This window comes from Tenacibaculum sp. SM2510, assembly GCF_057002845.1.
The window spans coordinates 1332015-1348008 of the sequence record NZ_CP192703.1; the positions used below are offsets into that span (position 1 = coordinate 1332015).

Annotated in this window: 14 protein-coding genes and 2 tRNA genes; 14 read left to right on the forward strand and 2 right to left on the reverse strand. The window is 31.0% G+C overall.

The genetic code is table 11. The features are described from left to right. Window positions 1–39: 39 nt before the first annotated feature. Window positions 40–1785, forward strand: a complete 1746-nt coding sequence (gene sppA, locus ACQ629_RS05925) for a signal peptide peptidase SppA (protein WP_483707022.1) — start codon at window positions 40–42, stop codon at window positions 1783–1785. A gap of 60 nt (window positions 1786–1845) precedes the next feature. On the opposite strand, the gene metK is transcribed toward sppA, so the two are convergent. After that, window positions 1846–3102, reverse strand: a complete 1257-nt coding sequence (gene metK, locus ACQ629_RS05930) for a methionine adenosyltransferase (protein ID WP_483707023.1) — start codon at window positions 3100–3102, stop codon at window positions 1846–1848. Between the two features lie 312 nt (window positions 3103–3414). Here metK and trxA point away from each other — a divergent pair, with 312 nt between their 5' ends. The 9 genes from trxA to ACQ629_RS05975 all read left to right on the forward strand — a co-directional run bounded on the left by trxA (window position 3415) and on the right by ACQ629_RS05975 (window position 12388). Beyond that, entirely contained in the window at window positions 3415–3732 is a 318-nt protein-coding gene (gene trxA / locus ACQ629_RS05935) for a thioredoxin (protein ID WP_218771404.1), read from the forward strand. 70 nt (window positions 3733–3802) lie between these two features. Then, window positions 3803–4726: a DUF58 domain-containing protein gene (locus tag ACQ629_RS05940; RefSeq protein WP_483707024.1), complete on the forward strand. Its 924-nt coding sequence runs from the start codon at window positions 3803–3805 to the stop codon at window positions 4724–4726. 58 nt (window positions 4727–4784) lie between these two features. Further along, window positions 4785–4858: transfer RNA gene (locus ACQ629_RS05945), tRNA-Asp, on the forward strand. 44 nt (window positions 4859–4902) lie between these two features. Further along, window positions 4903–4976: transfer RNA gene (locus ACQ629_RS05950), tRNA-Asp, on the forward strand. 194 nt (window positions 4977–5170) lie between these two features. Further along, the gene (locus tag ACQ629_RS05955) at window positions 5171–7975 is read left to right on the forward strand and encodes a M16 family metallopeptidase (RefSeq protein WP_483707025.1); all 2805 of its coding nucleotides are present in this window, start codon (window positions 5171–5173) and stop codon (window positions 7973–7975) included. Window positions 7976–8319: 344 nt separating this feature from the next. Then, on the forward strand, window positions 8320–9147 hold the full coding sequence (locus ACQ629_RS05960; RefSeq protein ID WP_483707026.1) for a prephenate dehydratase: 828 nt from the start codon (window positions 8320–8322) through the stop codon (window positions 9145–9147). Continuing rightward, window positions 9144–10286 carry a pyridoxal phosphate-dependent aminotransferase gene (locus tag ACQ629_RS05965; protein WP_483707027.1) on the forward strand — a complete coding sequence of 381 codons (1143 nt, stop codon included), beginning with the start codon at window positions 9144–9146 and terminating at the stop codon, window positions 10284–10286. Before ACQ629_RS05960 ends, ACQ629_RS05965 begins: the two co-directional genes overlap by 4 nt. Window positions 10287–10354: 68 nt before the next feature. Further along, entirely contained in the window at window positions 10355–11203 is an 849-nt protein-coding gene (locus ACQ629_RS05970) for a prephenate dehydrogenase (protein WP_483707028.1), read from the forward strand. Window positions 11204–11305: 102 nt separating this feature from the next. Continuing rightward, window positions 11306–12388, forward strand: coding sequence for a chorismate mutase (locus ACQ629_RS05975; protein WP_483707029.1), 1083 nt, complete (start codon window positions 11306–11308; stop codon window positions 12386–12388). 38 nt (window positions 12389–12426) lie between these two features. On the opposite strand, the gene ACQ629_RS05980 is transcribed toward ACQ629_RS05975, so the two are convergent. Then, window positions 12427–13077, reverse strand: coding sequence for a hypothetical protein (locus ACQ629_RS05980; RefSeq protein WP_483707030.1), 651 nt, complete (start codon window positions 13075–13077; stop codon window positions 12427–12429). Window positions 13078–13147: 70 nt separating this feature from the next. On the opposite strand from ACQ629_RS05980, the gene rsgA reads away from it, so the two are divergent. The 4 genes from rsgA to ACQ629_RS06000 are packed head-to-tail and all read left to right on the forward strand — an operon-like array spanning window position 13148 to window position 15935. After that, entirely contained in the window at window positions 13148–14113 is a 966-nt protein-coding gene (gene rsgA, locus ACQ629_RS05985) for a ribosome small subunit-dependent GTPase A (protein WP_483707031.1), read from the forward strand. Continuing rightward, a complete protein-coding gene (gene dtd / locus ACQ629_RS05990) occupies window positions 14114–14566 on the forward strand; it encodes a D-aminoacyl-tRNA deacylase (protein WP_483707032.1) in 453 nt (150 codons plus the stop codon). An 11-nt stretch (window positions 14567–14577) separates the two neighbouring features. Then, on the forward strand, window positions 14578–15222 hold the full coding sequence (locus ACQ629_RS05995; protein WP_483707033.1) for a TatD family hydrolase: 645 nt from the start codon (window positions 14578–14580) through the stop codon (window positions 15220–15222). Further along, a complete protein-coding gene (locus ACQ629_RS06000; RefSeq protein WP_483707034.1) occupies window positions 15219–15935 on the forward strand; it encodes a tRNA threonylcarbamoyladenosine dehydratase in 717 nt (238 codons plus the stop codon). The genes ACQ629_RS05995 and ACQ629_RS06000 overlap by 4 nt, the downstream gene beginning before the upstream one ends. The last annotated feature ends 59 nt before the right edge of the window (window positions 15936–15994 follow it).

Sequence of the window (15994 nt, forward strand, 5' to 3'; positions counted from 1 at the left end):
TGTAAAAATGTATATTTGCCAAAAAATTAACAGCACAATATGAAGTTTTTACGAAATTTACTAGCATCAATTCTTGGTTTTTTTATTGCCATCTTTTTAATCTTTGCCTTTTTTATTGCCATTGCCTCTATTGTTGGCTCTAGTGAAGAAATCGTCGTAAAATCGAATTCTGTTTTAGAATTAGATTTGTCTGCAACAGTAAAAGATTATGCACCGAAAGACGACAACCCAATAGCCGAAATTTTAGAGTTAACAGATGAAAAACTAGCTTTAAATAATATAATAAACGCTATTGAAAACGCAAAAACAGATAGTAATATTAAAGGAATCAGCATTAAAACAGCATTAGTAAACGCAGGTGTAGCGCAAACGCAAGCCATCAGAAATAAAATTGAAGAATTTAAAGAGAGTGGTAAATTTGTGTATGCCTATAACGATGTATATTCTCAAAAAAACTATTATTTAAGTTCGGTTGCCGATAGTTTATTTTTAAACCCTGTTGGCGCTATTGATTTTAAAGGTTTGTCTACCGAGGTTTTATATTATAAAGATTTTGAAGATAAATACGGAATTAAAATGGAAGTGATTCGTCACGGAAAATACAAAAGTGCGGTTGAGCCCTATTTAACAAATAAGATGAGTGATGCTAATCGCGAACAAACCACTTCGCTTTTAAAATCTATCTGGTCAGAAATTACAGACGATATTAGTAAAAGCAGAAATATAACTACCGAACAATTAAATTTAATTGCCGATAATGCCAATGGTAGAAATGCAATAATGGCTAAAGATCATAAATTAATTGATGCAATTATTTATGAAGATGAATACGAAGAAAAATTAGCCTTAAATGCTGATAAAAAAATAAATACAATCTCTTTAGCTGATTATATTAAATCTGGAAAAGGAAGAATTTCTTCTACTGCAAAAAACAAAATTGCTGTAATTTATGCACAAGGAGAAATAATGTATGCTGAAGGAAATGAAAATATTATTGGTCAAGGAATTATAAACAAAGCTTTGCGCAAGGCTAGAAAAGACAAAAATGTAAAAGCAATTGTTTTACGTGTTAATTCACCAGGAGGTAGCGCTTTAGCTTCTGAATTAATTTGGCGCGAGTTAGAGTTAACTAAAAAAGAAAAACCTTTAGTAGTTTCTATGGGTAACGTAGCCGCTTCTGGTGGTTATTACATTGCTTGTAATGCTGATAAAATACTAGCAGAACCTACTACAATTACTGGATCTATAGGTGTATTTGGAGCAATTCCGAATTTTAATAAATTTGCAGATAATATTGGTATTAATGCCGAGCAAGTATCTACAAACAGCAACCCTAACTATAGTGTTTTTGAACCTATGGATAAAAAATTCTATGACGTAACTAAAGAAGGTGTCGAATACATTTATACTACTTTTGTAAATCGCGTTGCAACTGGTCGTAATATGACTTTCGAACAGGTAAACGAAATTGCTCAAGGTAGAGTTTGGACAGGTAAAGAAGCGCTTGAAAATGGTTTAGTTGATAAATTAGGAAACCTAAATGATGCGATTACAATTGCAGCTGAGCTAGCCAAAATTGAAACATATAAAGTTCGTAATTATCCTAATTATAAAAAAGACTTAAAGGAAGCTTTTAATTTTTATCCTTTTGCAAAAGTATCTAAAGAAGAAATTTTAAGAGAAACGTTAGGTGATGAAAATTACCAACTATACAACAACATTAATCAGATGAAAAAGTTAAAAGGAATTCAAGCAAGAATGCCTTATATTCTTCAAATAAAATAAGCTCAATAAAAAAGCCTTGACAATGTCAAGGCTTTTTTATTATAAGTAATTTCTAAAGTTTTATAAACCGAAACTCTCTTTTACTTTCGCTACATAATCTAGCTTTTCCCAAGTAAATGTTTCAATTTCTCGCTCAACAGTTTCTCCCATTGGGTTAGAAAATGTTACCGTTTTCTTTTCTGATTTTCTTCCCATGTGCCCGTAAGCAGCCGTTTCAGAATAAATAGGTGATCTTAACTTTAAACGCTGCTCGATAAAGTATGGACGCATATCAAAAATAGTTTCTACTATTTTACTAATCTCTCCATCTGTTTTATCAATCGTTGCAGTGCCATATGTTTCTACATTAATACTTGTTGGCTTAGCAACACCAATAGCATAAGAAACTTGCACTAAAACTTCTTTACATAAGCCTGCAGCAACTAAATTCTTTGCAATATGACGTGTTGCATAGGCTCCAGAACGATCTACTTTAGAAGGGTCTTTTCCTGAAAATGCTCCACCACCATGTGCTCCTTTTCCACCATAAGTATCTACAATAATTTTACGTCCTGTTAAACCAGTATCTCCATGAGGGCCTCCGATTACAAAAACTCCTGTTGGATTAATGTGGTACGTAATACTATCAGTAAATAATTTTTGAATATTAGCTGGTAATTTTGCAACAACTCTTGGAATTAAGATTGACACAATATCAGACTTGATTTTAGCTAACATTACATCATCATTTTCATCAAAATCATCATGTTGTGTAGAAATAACAATCGCGTCAATTCTTTGCGGCACATTATCATCAGAATATTCAATCGTTACTTGAGATTTAGCATCTGGTCGTAAATAGGTAATATCGCTATTCTCTCTACGTAACTCCGCTAGCTCAATTAACAAACGATGAGATAATTCTAATGCCAATGGCATATAGTTTTCAGTTTCATCGGTGGCATAACCAAACATCATTCCCTGGTCTCCTGCCCCTTGATCTTCTGGATTTGCTCTTACAACACCTTGGTTAATATCTGGTGATTGCTCATGAATTGCAGAAAAAACTCCACAAGAACTACCATCAAACATATACTCACTTTTTGTATATCCGATTTTATTGATTACATCTCTTGCAATTTGTTGAACATCTAAATATGTTTTAGACTTCACTTCTCCTGCCAAGACAACTTGACCTGTAGTAACTAATGTTTCACAAGCGACTTTCGATGTTGGATCAAAAGCTAAAAAATTATCAATTAAAGCATCAGAAATCTGATCCGCTATTTTATCCGGATGTCCCTCAGAAACACTTTCTGAAGTAAATAAATATGACATAAAATTCTTTTTTAAAAATTAAATAAAAGAAAAACTTGGATTGCTTGGTCGCTTAAAGGAGTAGATAATTACTGCTTTAGCATTTTATTTATGAACTTGTGTTCAAAGAGGTTGCAATCAGTCAAATTTTTCCTCAAAATTATATTGCAAAGTTATACATTATTTCACACACTGAAAAAGAAAAGGTAAGTAAATAGAAACTATTGATGCTGTGATAATAAAAAGTAATTTTCGTAAAATTGTTTTGGTGATTTTTTTGATTACTTTTGTAATGTAGAAAATAAGACATTAACTTAATTAAAACATAACAAAATGGCATTAGAAATTACAGATGCAAACTTCGAGGAAGTAGTATTAAAATCAGACAAACCAGTATTAGTTGATTTTTGGGCAGCTTGGTGTGGACCTTGCAGAATGGTTGGGCCAATTGTAGATGAAATTCATACCGAATACGACGGTAAAGCAGTTGTTGGAAAGGTTGATGTTGACAACAATCAAGAATTTGCAGCTAAATATGGTGTAAGAAACATCCCTACTGTATTAATCTTTAAAAATGGTGAAGTTGTAGACAAACAAGTTGGTGCAGCTCCTAAAAAAGCATATACCGATAAAATTGATGCTGCTATATAAATAGTACATTTATAATATATTATTAAAAAAGGTTTGGCTAACGCTAAACCTTTTTTTATTTTCGAGGTATATGATTGATTTAAACAATACTTCATCAGAAATAAAAAACTTAGAGCTACTTGCCAAACAAGTTGTTGAAGGTTTTATTACCGGAATGCATAAAAGTCCGTTTCACGGCTTTTCTGTAGAGTTCTCCGAACACAAACTATATAATAAAGGTGAAAGTACTCGCCATATAGATTGGAAGTTATTTGCAAAAACTGAAAAACTATACATTAAGAAGTATGAGGAGGAAACTAATTTACGCTGTCATTTAATTATAGACAATTCCGCCTCTATGCACTACCCTATAGTTAAAAACCAATCAATACATAGTTTAAATAAAATTGGTTTTTCTGCAGTTGCAGCTGCATCATTAATAGAAATTTTAAAAAAACAAAGAGATGCCGTAGGTTTAAGTATTTATTCTGACACTTATGAATACTATGCTCCTGAAAAAGGAAGCGAACGCCATCGTAAGATGTTATTAAATAAATTAGAAAGCTTACTTACCTCTAAATCTAAAGCAACAACAGAAACATATCAATATCTACACGAGATTGCAGAAAACATTCGCAGACGTTCTTTAATTTTTCTTTTTTCGGATATGTTTCAAACATCAAAAGACGAAGAAGAACTTTTCGATGCCTTAAAACACTTAAAATTTAATAAACACGAAGTCATATTGTTTCATACTTATGATAAAAAAACAGAGTTTTTATTTGATTTCGACAATAAGCCTAAAAAATTTATTGATGTAGAAACTGGAGATGAAATAAATTTACACGCAGAAAATGTTCAACAAAATTACACTGAACTAAGTTCTAAATTCTTCAATAATCTAAAAAACAAATGCTTACAATACAAAATAGATTATATACCTGTTGACATAAATGAAGGCTATAATAAAGTACTAACCGCTTACCTTATCAGTAGACAAAAAAAATATAATTAATCTCTTTTTTATTTAAAAAAAGGTCTTATATTTGCAACCGCTTAGAGCAATTAGCAACGGTCTGGTAGTTCAGCTGGTTAGAATACCTGCCTGTCACGCAGGGGGTCGCGGGTTCGAGTCCCGTCCAGACCGCAAAATTATCTAAGCAATAATTATAATACAATGCTACAAGCAACGGTCTGGTAGTTCAGCTGGTTAGAATACCTGCCTGTCACGCAGGGGGTCGCGGGTTCGAGTCCCGTCCAGACCGCAAAAAGCTTCTCATTTTTATGAGGAGCTTTTTTTAGTTTACATAAAACTCAACTTCATTCATTCCCATTTCAATTAAACTAACTATTTAGTTAATAGCTTTAATCATTTTTTTATATTAGCGCGTTGTTAGTATTTTGATGTCTACTAATAACAATATAAAAAAGCACATCAATAACAATAAAAAAATAAAAAATGAAGAAGATTTTATTATTGGCACTATGCATTGCCTTCAATTACAATGCCATAGCCCAGAGCATCAATTTAGAAACACCTTTACCTGAAGAGCAGAGTATTAAAAAAGGTGTTTTAGAAAACGGACTAACCTATTACATTCACAAAACTACCGTTACTAAAAATGTTGCTAGTTATTACATCATACAAAATGTAGGTTCTGTTTTAGAAAAAGATAATCAACAAGGATTAGCTCACTTCTTAGAGCACATGGCTTTTAACGGAACTAAAGACTTCCCCGGAAAAGGTATCTTAGACAAAATGCAAGAACACGGACTTGTATTTGGTAGAGATATTAATGCCTACACCTCTTTTGATGAAACTGTTTATAACGTAAATAATATACCTACAACACCAGAATTGATAGATACTGGTTTGTCTATATTACACAACTGGTCTAACTATTTATCTTTAACTGAAAAAGAAATTGACTCAGAAAGAGGTGTTGTTAAGGAAGAGTGGAGAACTCGCCAAAACGGTGGTATGCGTGTATTACAGCAAACTATTGGCACAATGTTTAACAACTCTATCTATTCAGAACGTTTACCTATTGGTAAAATGGATGTTATAGAAGGTTTTAAATATAAAGCTTTACGCGATTTTTATCACGACTGGTACAGAACAGATTTACAAGCTATTGCTATTATTGGTGATGTAAATGTTGATGAAATTGAAGCTAAAATTAAAAAAATATTTTCAACTATACCTGCCGTAAAAAACCCTATCAAACGTACTGAGGTTCGTATTTCAGATAATGAAGAGCTTATTTATGATATGGCAATGGACAAAGAAGTTACTTCTTCAAGTATTTCTTTTGGTATCCGTCATAACAAGTCTTTAAAGAATGAAACTATTGCCGATTTAAAAGAAAGTCTTTTAAATGGTATGGCGACATCAATTATTTCTACAAGATTAAACGAAATCAACCAAAAGCCAGATTCACCTCTTTTATTTGCATCTGTTCGTTATGGTAGTCTTTCAAGATTAAACAATGAGTTTAGCGCTCGTATTGTACCAAAACCAAACATGCAACATAAAGCATTTGAATTGGTAATTTCTGAAATTAACAGAGCTGTTAAATTCGGATTTACAAAAGCAGAAATAAATAGAATTATTGCTCAATATACAAGTTCTTACGAAAACCAAATCGCAGGTTTCGGAAACAGAAGTCATGGTCAGATAGTAAGAGGTATTCAAACTAATTACTTAGAAAACTCTCATATTACAGATATCAAAAAAGAATTTGATATTGCTAAAGTAATTTTTGGCCAATTAACTCAAAAAGAATTGTTAGCTCAAATTCAAAAATTATATCTTAAAAATAACAGATCAATTGTTGTTACAGGAGTTAAAGGAAACAAGAATATAACAAAAGAAGAAGCTCTTAAAATTATCACTACTGTTGAGAATGATAAAACATTAAAAGGATACGCAGAAGAAACGAATGTAAAACCTTTAATGTCTGGTGTTAATTTAGTTACTGGCTCTATTACTTCTGAAGAAGAGGATAAAGAAATTGGTTCAACTATATTTACATTAAGTAACGGAATTCAGGTTCACTACAAATTTGTTGATAAAAACAAGAATGACGTGAATTTAAGTGCTGTTAGTTATGGTGGTCAATCTTTACTAGATAAAGAAGACTTACCTTCAACAGTATTATTAGGTAACGTTATTCAAATGTCTGGTTTAGGTGAGTTTTCAGCTATTGATTTACCAAAAGTACTTGCTGGTAAAAAAGCAAGCTCTAGAACAAGTGTTGGTAACACATCTGAAAGTGTATCAGGATCTTCTTCTACAAAAGATGTTGAAACAATGATGCAATTAGTAAACTTACGTTTTACAAAACCTCGTTTTGATGAAACTTCTTACAATGTATTAATGCAACAAGTTGATGCTTTTTTAATTAGAAAGAGCGAACAACTTCAATCTAAAATGCAAGATAGTGTAACAACTATTTTATACGGAAAGAACCATCCTACTGAACGTTTATTTGATAAAAAATTAATGTCTGAAATGTCTTTTGATAAAATGAAGACTATTTATAATAGTAGATTTGGAAATGCAGGAGATTTTAAATTCTTTATAGTAGGTGATGTAAGCAAGGAAACAATTAAACCTTTATTAGAGAAATATATTGCTAGCATACCAACAACTGATGAAAGAGAAGAATGGAAAGACAATTCTGTAGATTGGATTAACAACAAAATTGATAAGGATGTATTTTTAGAAATGAAAGACCCTAAAACTTCTGTTCGTGTAGTGATTAAAAACGACATGAAGTATTCTTTAAAAAACTCAATTTTAATGAGAGCTATGGGAGATGTGTTGCAATTACGTTACACAGAATCTTTAAGAGAAGAAGAAGGAGGAACTTATGGAGCTAGAACTAGAGGTTCTATTTCTAGAAGACCAACTCAAGAAGCTACAATATCTGTAAATTTTGATTGTAATCCTGACTTAGCTGAAAAGTTAATCGCGATTGTTCATAAAGAAATTAAAGCACTAGAAAGTGGTGATATTAAACAAGCTGACCTAGATAAAACACTTGCTAACTTCTTAAAAGCCAGAGAAGAAAGCAAAAACTATAATAGATTTGAAATGAGTTTATTAAAAAACGCTGTGTTAGAAGGATATAATATGAATGATCCTAAGAACTATGAAGACATTGTAAAGTCGATAACTATTAAAGACTTAAAAAACATCACAAAGAAGTTATTGAAAGATAGCAAATCTTACGAAATTGTTTTTAAACCTAAAAAGTAAAAAATAATTATTTTAGAAAGAGCACCTCATAATTGAGGTGTTTTTTTGTACCTATATTTTTCGACTAGTATCTCTAAAAATCAACTTACACTTGCAGAAAAACACCATCTCGTACTCATATTTATTAGCATAAATACTTTTTAACTTAAACATTTGTTTTTCTCATTTTAATCTTTAGATTTGTTTCGTACAAGAAATACAAAAATGATGTTACAAAATATTTGGCAAGGTTTCTATTTTTACTTTTATTTTTTTAATAAGAGCTGAGACTTTATACCATATTTTTAACTAACAAATATAAATTATAAAGCCTCGATACATCGAGGCTTTTTTTTTGATCAAAAATGAAACAAACAATCGCTATTCAAGGAGCAGAAGGATCTAACCATCATAAAGTTGCTCGCAATTTTTACGGTACAACAATTCAATTAAAAGAATGTATGTCTTTTGATGTTTTGGTAGATAGCTTATTAAACAAAACAGCTACTATTGGTATTATGGCGTTAGAAAATACGATTGCTGGCTCTATAATACCAAACTATGCTTTAATTGATAAAAACAACTTACACATAATAGGGGAAGAATATTTAAATATTCATCATCATTTAATGGCACTTCCTAATCAACAAATTGAAGACATTAAAGAAGTTTGTTCACATCCAATGGCATTATTACAATGCAAAGAATTCTTTAAAAAATATCCACATATAAAATTAGTAGAAGATGTAGATACTGCTGAAGTTGCTAAAAGAATTTCAATAAATAAATTAAAAGGAATTGCAGCTATTGCCCCAAAAATTGCTGCTGATATTTTTGATTTACATATTATCGAAGATGAAATTCAGACTATAAAAAACAACGCTACACGATTTGTAATTATACAAACAACAGCTCCTAATAACGGAATTGCCCAAATAAACAAAGCATCTCTAAAATTTCAATTAGATCACAAAAGAGGAAGTTTAGCAGCCATTTTAAACGTATTGAGCGATTGCAAAATGAATTTAACAAAAATACAATCGCTGCCGGTAATAGAATCACCATGGAAATATTCATTCTTTGTTGATGTTACTTTTAATGATTATAAAGACTACCAAAAAGCAATCGCTATTATAAAAATTATGGCATTAGAAACAAAAGTATTAGGAACCTACAAAAACGGAAGAAAATGATTCAGCCAGCAAAAAGATTAAAAACCGTTCAGGAATACTATTTTTCTAAAAAACTAAGAGAAGTTAGAGAATTAGCTGCTACCGGAAAACCAATTATAAATATCGGAATTGGAAGTCCGGATTTACAACCACCAACTAAAGTTATAACTGCAATTCAACAAAGCTTTAACCATGCCGTTGCTCATAAATACCAAAGTTACCAAGGCTTACCTGAGTTAAGAAATGCGATTAGCAGATTCTACCAACAGCAATTTAAAGTTGCTTTGAATCCCGAAAACGAAATACTTCCTTTAATGGGAAGCAAAGAAGGTGTGATGCATATTTCTATGGCTTTTTTAAATGAAGGCGATAAAGTTTTAATTCCGAATCCAGGATACCCAACTTATACTTCTGTCACAAAGTTAGTAGGTGCCGAACCTATTTTTTACAATTTAAATAATGAGAATGATTGGCAACCTAATTTTAAAGAATTAGAAGAATTAGATTTAGCTAATGTAAAAATTATGTGGGTAAACTACCCACATATGCCAACAGGAGTAAACGCAACTATAGAAACTTTTAAAAAACTAATTGCATTCGGAAAAAAACATCAAATTTTAATTGTGAATGACAATCCGTATAGTTTTATTTTAAATGATAAGCCTCTTAGCATTTTACAAATTGATGGCGCTAAAGAAACAGCTTTAGAATTAAATTCTTTAAGTAAAACCTTTAACATGGCTGGTTGGCGAGTAGGTATGGTTTTAGGGAATGCTAACTTTATTAATCAGGTTTTAAAGGTAAAAAGCAATATGGATTCTGGTATGTTTTACGGAATTCAAAAAGGAGCTATCGAAGCCTTGCAGTTATCTGATGATTGGTTTTCAGAACAAAATAAAATTTATGAAGAACGCAGAGATTTAGTATTTCAACTAGCAGATAAATTAAACTGTACTTATAACAAAAACTCAACAGGATTATTTGTTTGGGCAAAAATCCCTGAAGGAAAAAAATCCGAAGGAATTGCTGATGAAATTTTATATCAAAAAGATATTTTTATCGCTCCCGGAACCGTTTTTGGTTCTCAAGGAGAAGGCTACATACGATTTTCATTATGTGTATCAAAAGAAATAATTAAAGAAGCTATCAATAGAATCTAGCTATCAACGATACGCTACCGACAATTTCAATGTCATTTCGAGCGGAGTTGAAAATAAAAAAATAAAAAATGAACGTATTTGTAATCGGTGTTGGTTTAATTGGCGGAAGCATGGTTTTAGATATTCAAAGAGAATATCCCGAAGCTGTTATTTACGGAATTGATGCTAACGAAAATAATTTAAACAAGGCTAAAGATATTGGTGTAATTCATCATAAAGCAACATTTAGCGATTTAAAAAAAGCAGCTATTGTAATTATTTCTGTTCCGGTTGATGTTCAGTTAGAAATACTTCCTAAAATATTAGATTCAATTTCTGATACTTGCTTGGTTATAGATGTCGGCTCTACAAAAACTCAAGTATGCGAAGTTGTTAAAAATCATCCGAAGAGAAGAAACTTTTTAGCAACCCACCCTATTGCCGGAACAGAATTTTCAGGACCAACTGCTGCTCATGAAAATTTGTTTCAACAAAAAACAAATATCATTTGTGAGGTAGAAAAAACAGCTTTTAAACTGCAAGAAATTGCTTTAGAAATATTTTCGAGACTAGGAATGCGTATTCGATATATGGATGCAAAATCACACGACAAACACATTGCTTATGTATCGCATTTATCACACATCAGTGCTTTTATGCTAGGAAAAACTGTGATAGAGAAAGAAAAAAACGAGCGTGATATTTTTGATATGGCAGGCTCTGGCTTTGCCTCTACCGTTCGTTTAGCAAAAAGTTCGCCCGCCATGTGGACACCTATTTTTAAACAAAATAAAGAGAATGTAATTGAAACATTAGATGAATACATTAACAATTTACAGCAATTTAAAAAATTGATGTTACAAGACGATTTTACTGAAATTTATAATGAAATGAAAAGTACAAATCACATAAAAAAAATATTAAACGGTATAAAATAAAAGACCAAAATAGTTGTAATTTCGAGCTTTCTTTTGAGTCTAATATATTTTGATTCAAAAAACAAAGTTTGCTTAAAAAAGCAGCACAAATAATTAATTAGAATGGAGAATACAAAAGAGTTAAGAACCTGGTTAAACGACATGAAACTTGCACACCCATTGGTAATCGCAGGACCTTGTAGTGCAGAAACTGAAGAACAAGTTTTAAAAATTGCTCACGAATTAAAAGATTCTGATGTAAATTATTTTCGTGCTGGAATTTGGAAACCAAGAACTAGGCCCGGAAACTTTGAAGGTGTAGGTGCATTAGGCTTAAAATGGTTGCAAAAAGTAAAGGCAGAAACAGGTATGAAAACCTGTACTGAAGTTGCAAACGCTGCGCATGTAAAATTGGCTTTAGAGCACGATATCGATTTATTATGGATCGGAGCAAGATCTACCGTTTCTCCTTTTATCATGCAAGAAATTGCGGATGCTTTACAAGGAACCGATAAGATTGTTTTGGTTAAAAACCCTGTAAATCCAGATTTAGCTTTATGGTTAGGTGGAATTGAAAGATTATATACTGCCGGAATTAAAAATTTAGGTGCAATTCACAGAGGATTTTCTACTTATGAGAAATCAAAATACAGAAATATTCCTGAATGGCAATTAGCTATAGAATTTCAAAACAAATTTCCTGATTTACCATTAATTTGCGATCCTTCACACATTACAGGTAACAGAGAAATGATTTTTGATGTTTCGCAAACTGCCTTAGATTTAAATTTTGATGGCTTAATGATTGAAACACATTTCGATCCTGAAAATGCTTGGTCTGACGCTGCTCAGCAAGTAACGCCTGCTAAATTAAAGGATATTATGGAAGATTTAAAAATCCGTAAAGAAACCGAAACTGATTCTACTTACAGAGAATCTTTAAATAATTTAAGAGCTCAAATAAATGTTGTCGATGATCAACTTATCGAAATGATGAGTAAAAGAATGAAAGTTGCTGATAAAATCGGACTTTTAAAGAAAGAGAAAAATGTAGCCGTTTTACAATCTAGACGTTGGAATGAAATTTTAGGAAAAATGATTTTAGAAGGTGAAACAAGAGGTTTAAGTGAAGAGTTTGTTTTAAAAATGTTTAAGGCTATTCACCAAGAATCTATCAATCATCAAGAAAAAATTATTAAAGGATAAAAAAAAGGGAGACTTAATTAAGTCTCCCTTTTTTTATCTTATTTCTTTTTAGTATATGATAGTCTTCTTGATGCTTTTCTCATTAACTTATTAATTAAATCCTCTGGACTACTACCAATACTTCCTCTTACTTTTTTATTGTAATTCCACAATAATAATCCATCTACCGCATTATGGACACTCATATTTATAGTTGCACTATTTGTTGTTCCCCAAAAACCTACTAATAAACCTAAAGCCACAGAAGCTCCCTCTGACATTGGCTTACTTGTCTTATAATCTCCTGAAATAATTGCATCAACATCTAAAATTTTCGCTAATTCTTCAGGTGTATATTCATTTAAGTTTTCTTGAGTAATGTTTTGTTTTCTTAATAACGCTGTAGTTTTCTTCGGGTCTTGAACCTCAATTGTTTTTAAATCTCCTCTTTTTTTTCTTTTTAAAAACCACGAATACATAGCTATCTGTATACTCTTTCCTTCGTTTCTTTCTAGTCGCTTAAGATCTTCCGTAGTCATATTTTTCATTTGTTTTTTTCTTAAACTAACTATCGTTTCAAATGGAATTACCGCAATTTTCTTATGATTTTCTGCAATTTTATCAAACTCGGGATTCTCGTACAAACTTGTTTGTCCTATTGACACTATTGAAATAGTAATAAATAATAAAAATAGTACTTTTTTTTTCATGATATTTTTTTTTAAAAAATTAAGAGACGAATATACATTTTAATTTAGAAATTTCTCATCTTTGTTTTATATGACAGGAACGGTATATAAATCTACAGGAAGTTGGTATTTGGTAAAGAGTGAACAGGTTTTATACAAATGCCGTATTAAAGGTAAATTTCGCTTAAAAGACATTAAAAGCACGAATCCTATTGCTGTTGGCGACAAGGTAGATTTTGATCTTGAAACCAAAAACAATGAGGAAACAGGTGTAATTACCAATATTCACGAACGTGATAATTTTATTGTTCGTAAATCTGTAAACCTATCGAAACAAACACATATTATTGCTTCTAATATCGATCAGGTTTTTTTATTAATTACCATTAATAACCCACCTACTTTTACCACTTTTATCGATCGTTTTTTGGTTTCAACAAGAGCTTATCGAATCGATACTATTTTAGTTTTTAATAAAATAGATTCTTACGAAATAGAAGAACGTGGAGAAATTTTATACTTAAAAGATATTTACGAAACTATCGGTTATAAATGTATAGAAGTATCCGCTAAAGAAAATACAAACGTTGATCTTATTAAAAAAATAATGCTCGAAAAAACATCTATGTTTGTTGGGCATTCAGGAGTAGGAAAAACAACTTTAGTAAATACTATTGATGCTTCTTTAAATTTAAAAACCAAAGAAATTTCTGATCAACATAATCAAGGAAAACACACCACTACATTTGCTGAAATGTTCGATTTAAATCTCGAAAACTCACAAGATGCAAGAATTATTGATACTCCGGGTATTAAAGGTTTTGGTGTTGTTGATATTGATAAAGAAGAATTAGGTGATTATTTTCCAGAATTTTTTGCATTAAAGCAAGATTGTAAATTCAATAATTGTATTCACGTAAACGAGCCAAAATGTGCTGTAAAAGATGCTTTAGAAGAAGATACTGTTTCATGGTCTCGCTATAAAAGTTATTTGCAAATTTTAGAAGGAGAAGAAGAGCATTATCGTACTGATATTTGGGAAAAAGATCAAGAATAAATGAAAGCAGTTATTCAAAGAGTATCTAAAGCAGGTGTAACTATTGAAGGTAAAAAAGTTGCTGATATTAAAAGCGGATTACTTATTCTTTTAGGTATTACGAATGATGATGCGAAAGAAGATATTGATTGGTTGTCTAAAAAAATAAACAATCTTCGTGTTTTTAATGATGCTAATGGCGTTATGAATAAATCGTTAATCGACAGCTTAGGTGATGCTATTATTGTAAGTCAGTTTACTTTACATGCTTCCACTAAAAAAGGCAATCGCCCAAGTTATATGAAAGCTGCAAAACCAGAAATTGCAATCCCTTTATATAAAGAGTTCATTCATCAGTTTGAACAAGATTTAGGTAAAAAAGTACAAACAGGTGAGTTTGGTGCCGATATGAAAGTTGAATTATTAAACGACGGTCCTGTTACTATTATTATCGATACTAAAGACAAGGTATAAAAACGTTGATTATGAAATTTATCAACGTACATACGCATCATAAATCTAACGACAATTCAACGATATCAATTTTAAATTGCGAGCCTAACTCAATAGATTTTAATGTGCCTTTTTCTATCGGAATTCATCCATGGAATATTATCAAGGAAAAAATTGATTCCGAGATTCATTTTATCGAACAACAATTACAACTTAAAAATTGTTTTGCTATTGGTGAATGTGGTTTAGATAAGTTATGTAAAGCGGATTATGAACTTCAATTAACGGTTTTTAGAAAACAGATTCATTTATCAGAAAAATATCAAAAACCATTAATCATACATTGTGTAAAATCATTTGAAGAGTTATTTCATTTAAAAAAAACACTAAAACCTCAACAAAAATGGATTATCCATGGTTTTAACAAAAACTGTCAAGTAGCTTTATCTCTTATAAAAAATGGTTGTTTTTTATCCTTCGGAAAAGCATTAATTACTGCTACTAAATTGCAAAAAACTTTTAAAGAGATTTCTTTAGATGCTATTTTTTTAGAAACTGATTCCGATGAAATAGATATTAGTACTATTTACCAAAAAGCAGCTTCAATAAAAGAGCTAAAAGTTGAAGAATTAACAAGAAAAATACATCAAAATTTTAATACGATATTTATAAAATGAGTTGGTTAGAGAGAACAGAATTATTAGTTCAAAAAGAAGGAATTGAAAAGCTTCATAATGCAAATATTTTAATTGTTGGTTTGGGTGGTGTTGGTTCTTTTGCTGCCGAATTTATAGCAAGAGCTGGTGTTGGTAAAATGACAATTGTAGATGGTGATGCTTTTGATGAAACAAATATAAACAGACAACTACCCGCTTTAAAAAGCACCATTGGCAAATCGAAAACAGCTGTAATAGCAGATAGAATTAAAGACATAAACCCTGAAATTGAACTAAAGGTTTTGGAAGAGTTTTTATCACCCGATAGAGCTTTTGAAATAGTCAGCAAGGAATACGATTACGTTTTAGATTGTATTGATAGCATTACACCTAAAATTAATTTAATTGTTGCGGCTAGAAGAAAAAAGGTAAAGTTAATTAGCGCCATGGGTGCTGGCGGAAAATTAGATGCTAGTAAAGTTGTTGTTAAAGACATTAGCAAAACTAAAAACTGTAAAATGGCACGCGCACTTAAAAAGAGGTTAAAAGAACTAAATGTTAACAAAGGTGTAATGGCTGTTTATTCTGAAGAAGTTCAGATACCCGAAAGTCTACAACTTACAAATGGTACAAATTTCAAAAAATCGTTTTACGGAACCATTAGTTATATGCCTGCTGCTTTTGGATTGCAAGCAAGTGCTTTTGTTATAAATAAAATCTTAACAAAAAAATAATTTCCACGGAAACTATTTTTTAATTACATTTGTTCTAAATAAAATCAATAATTAAAAAT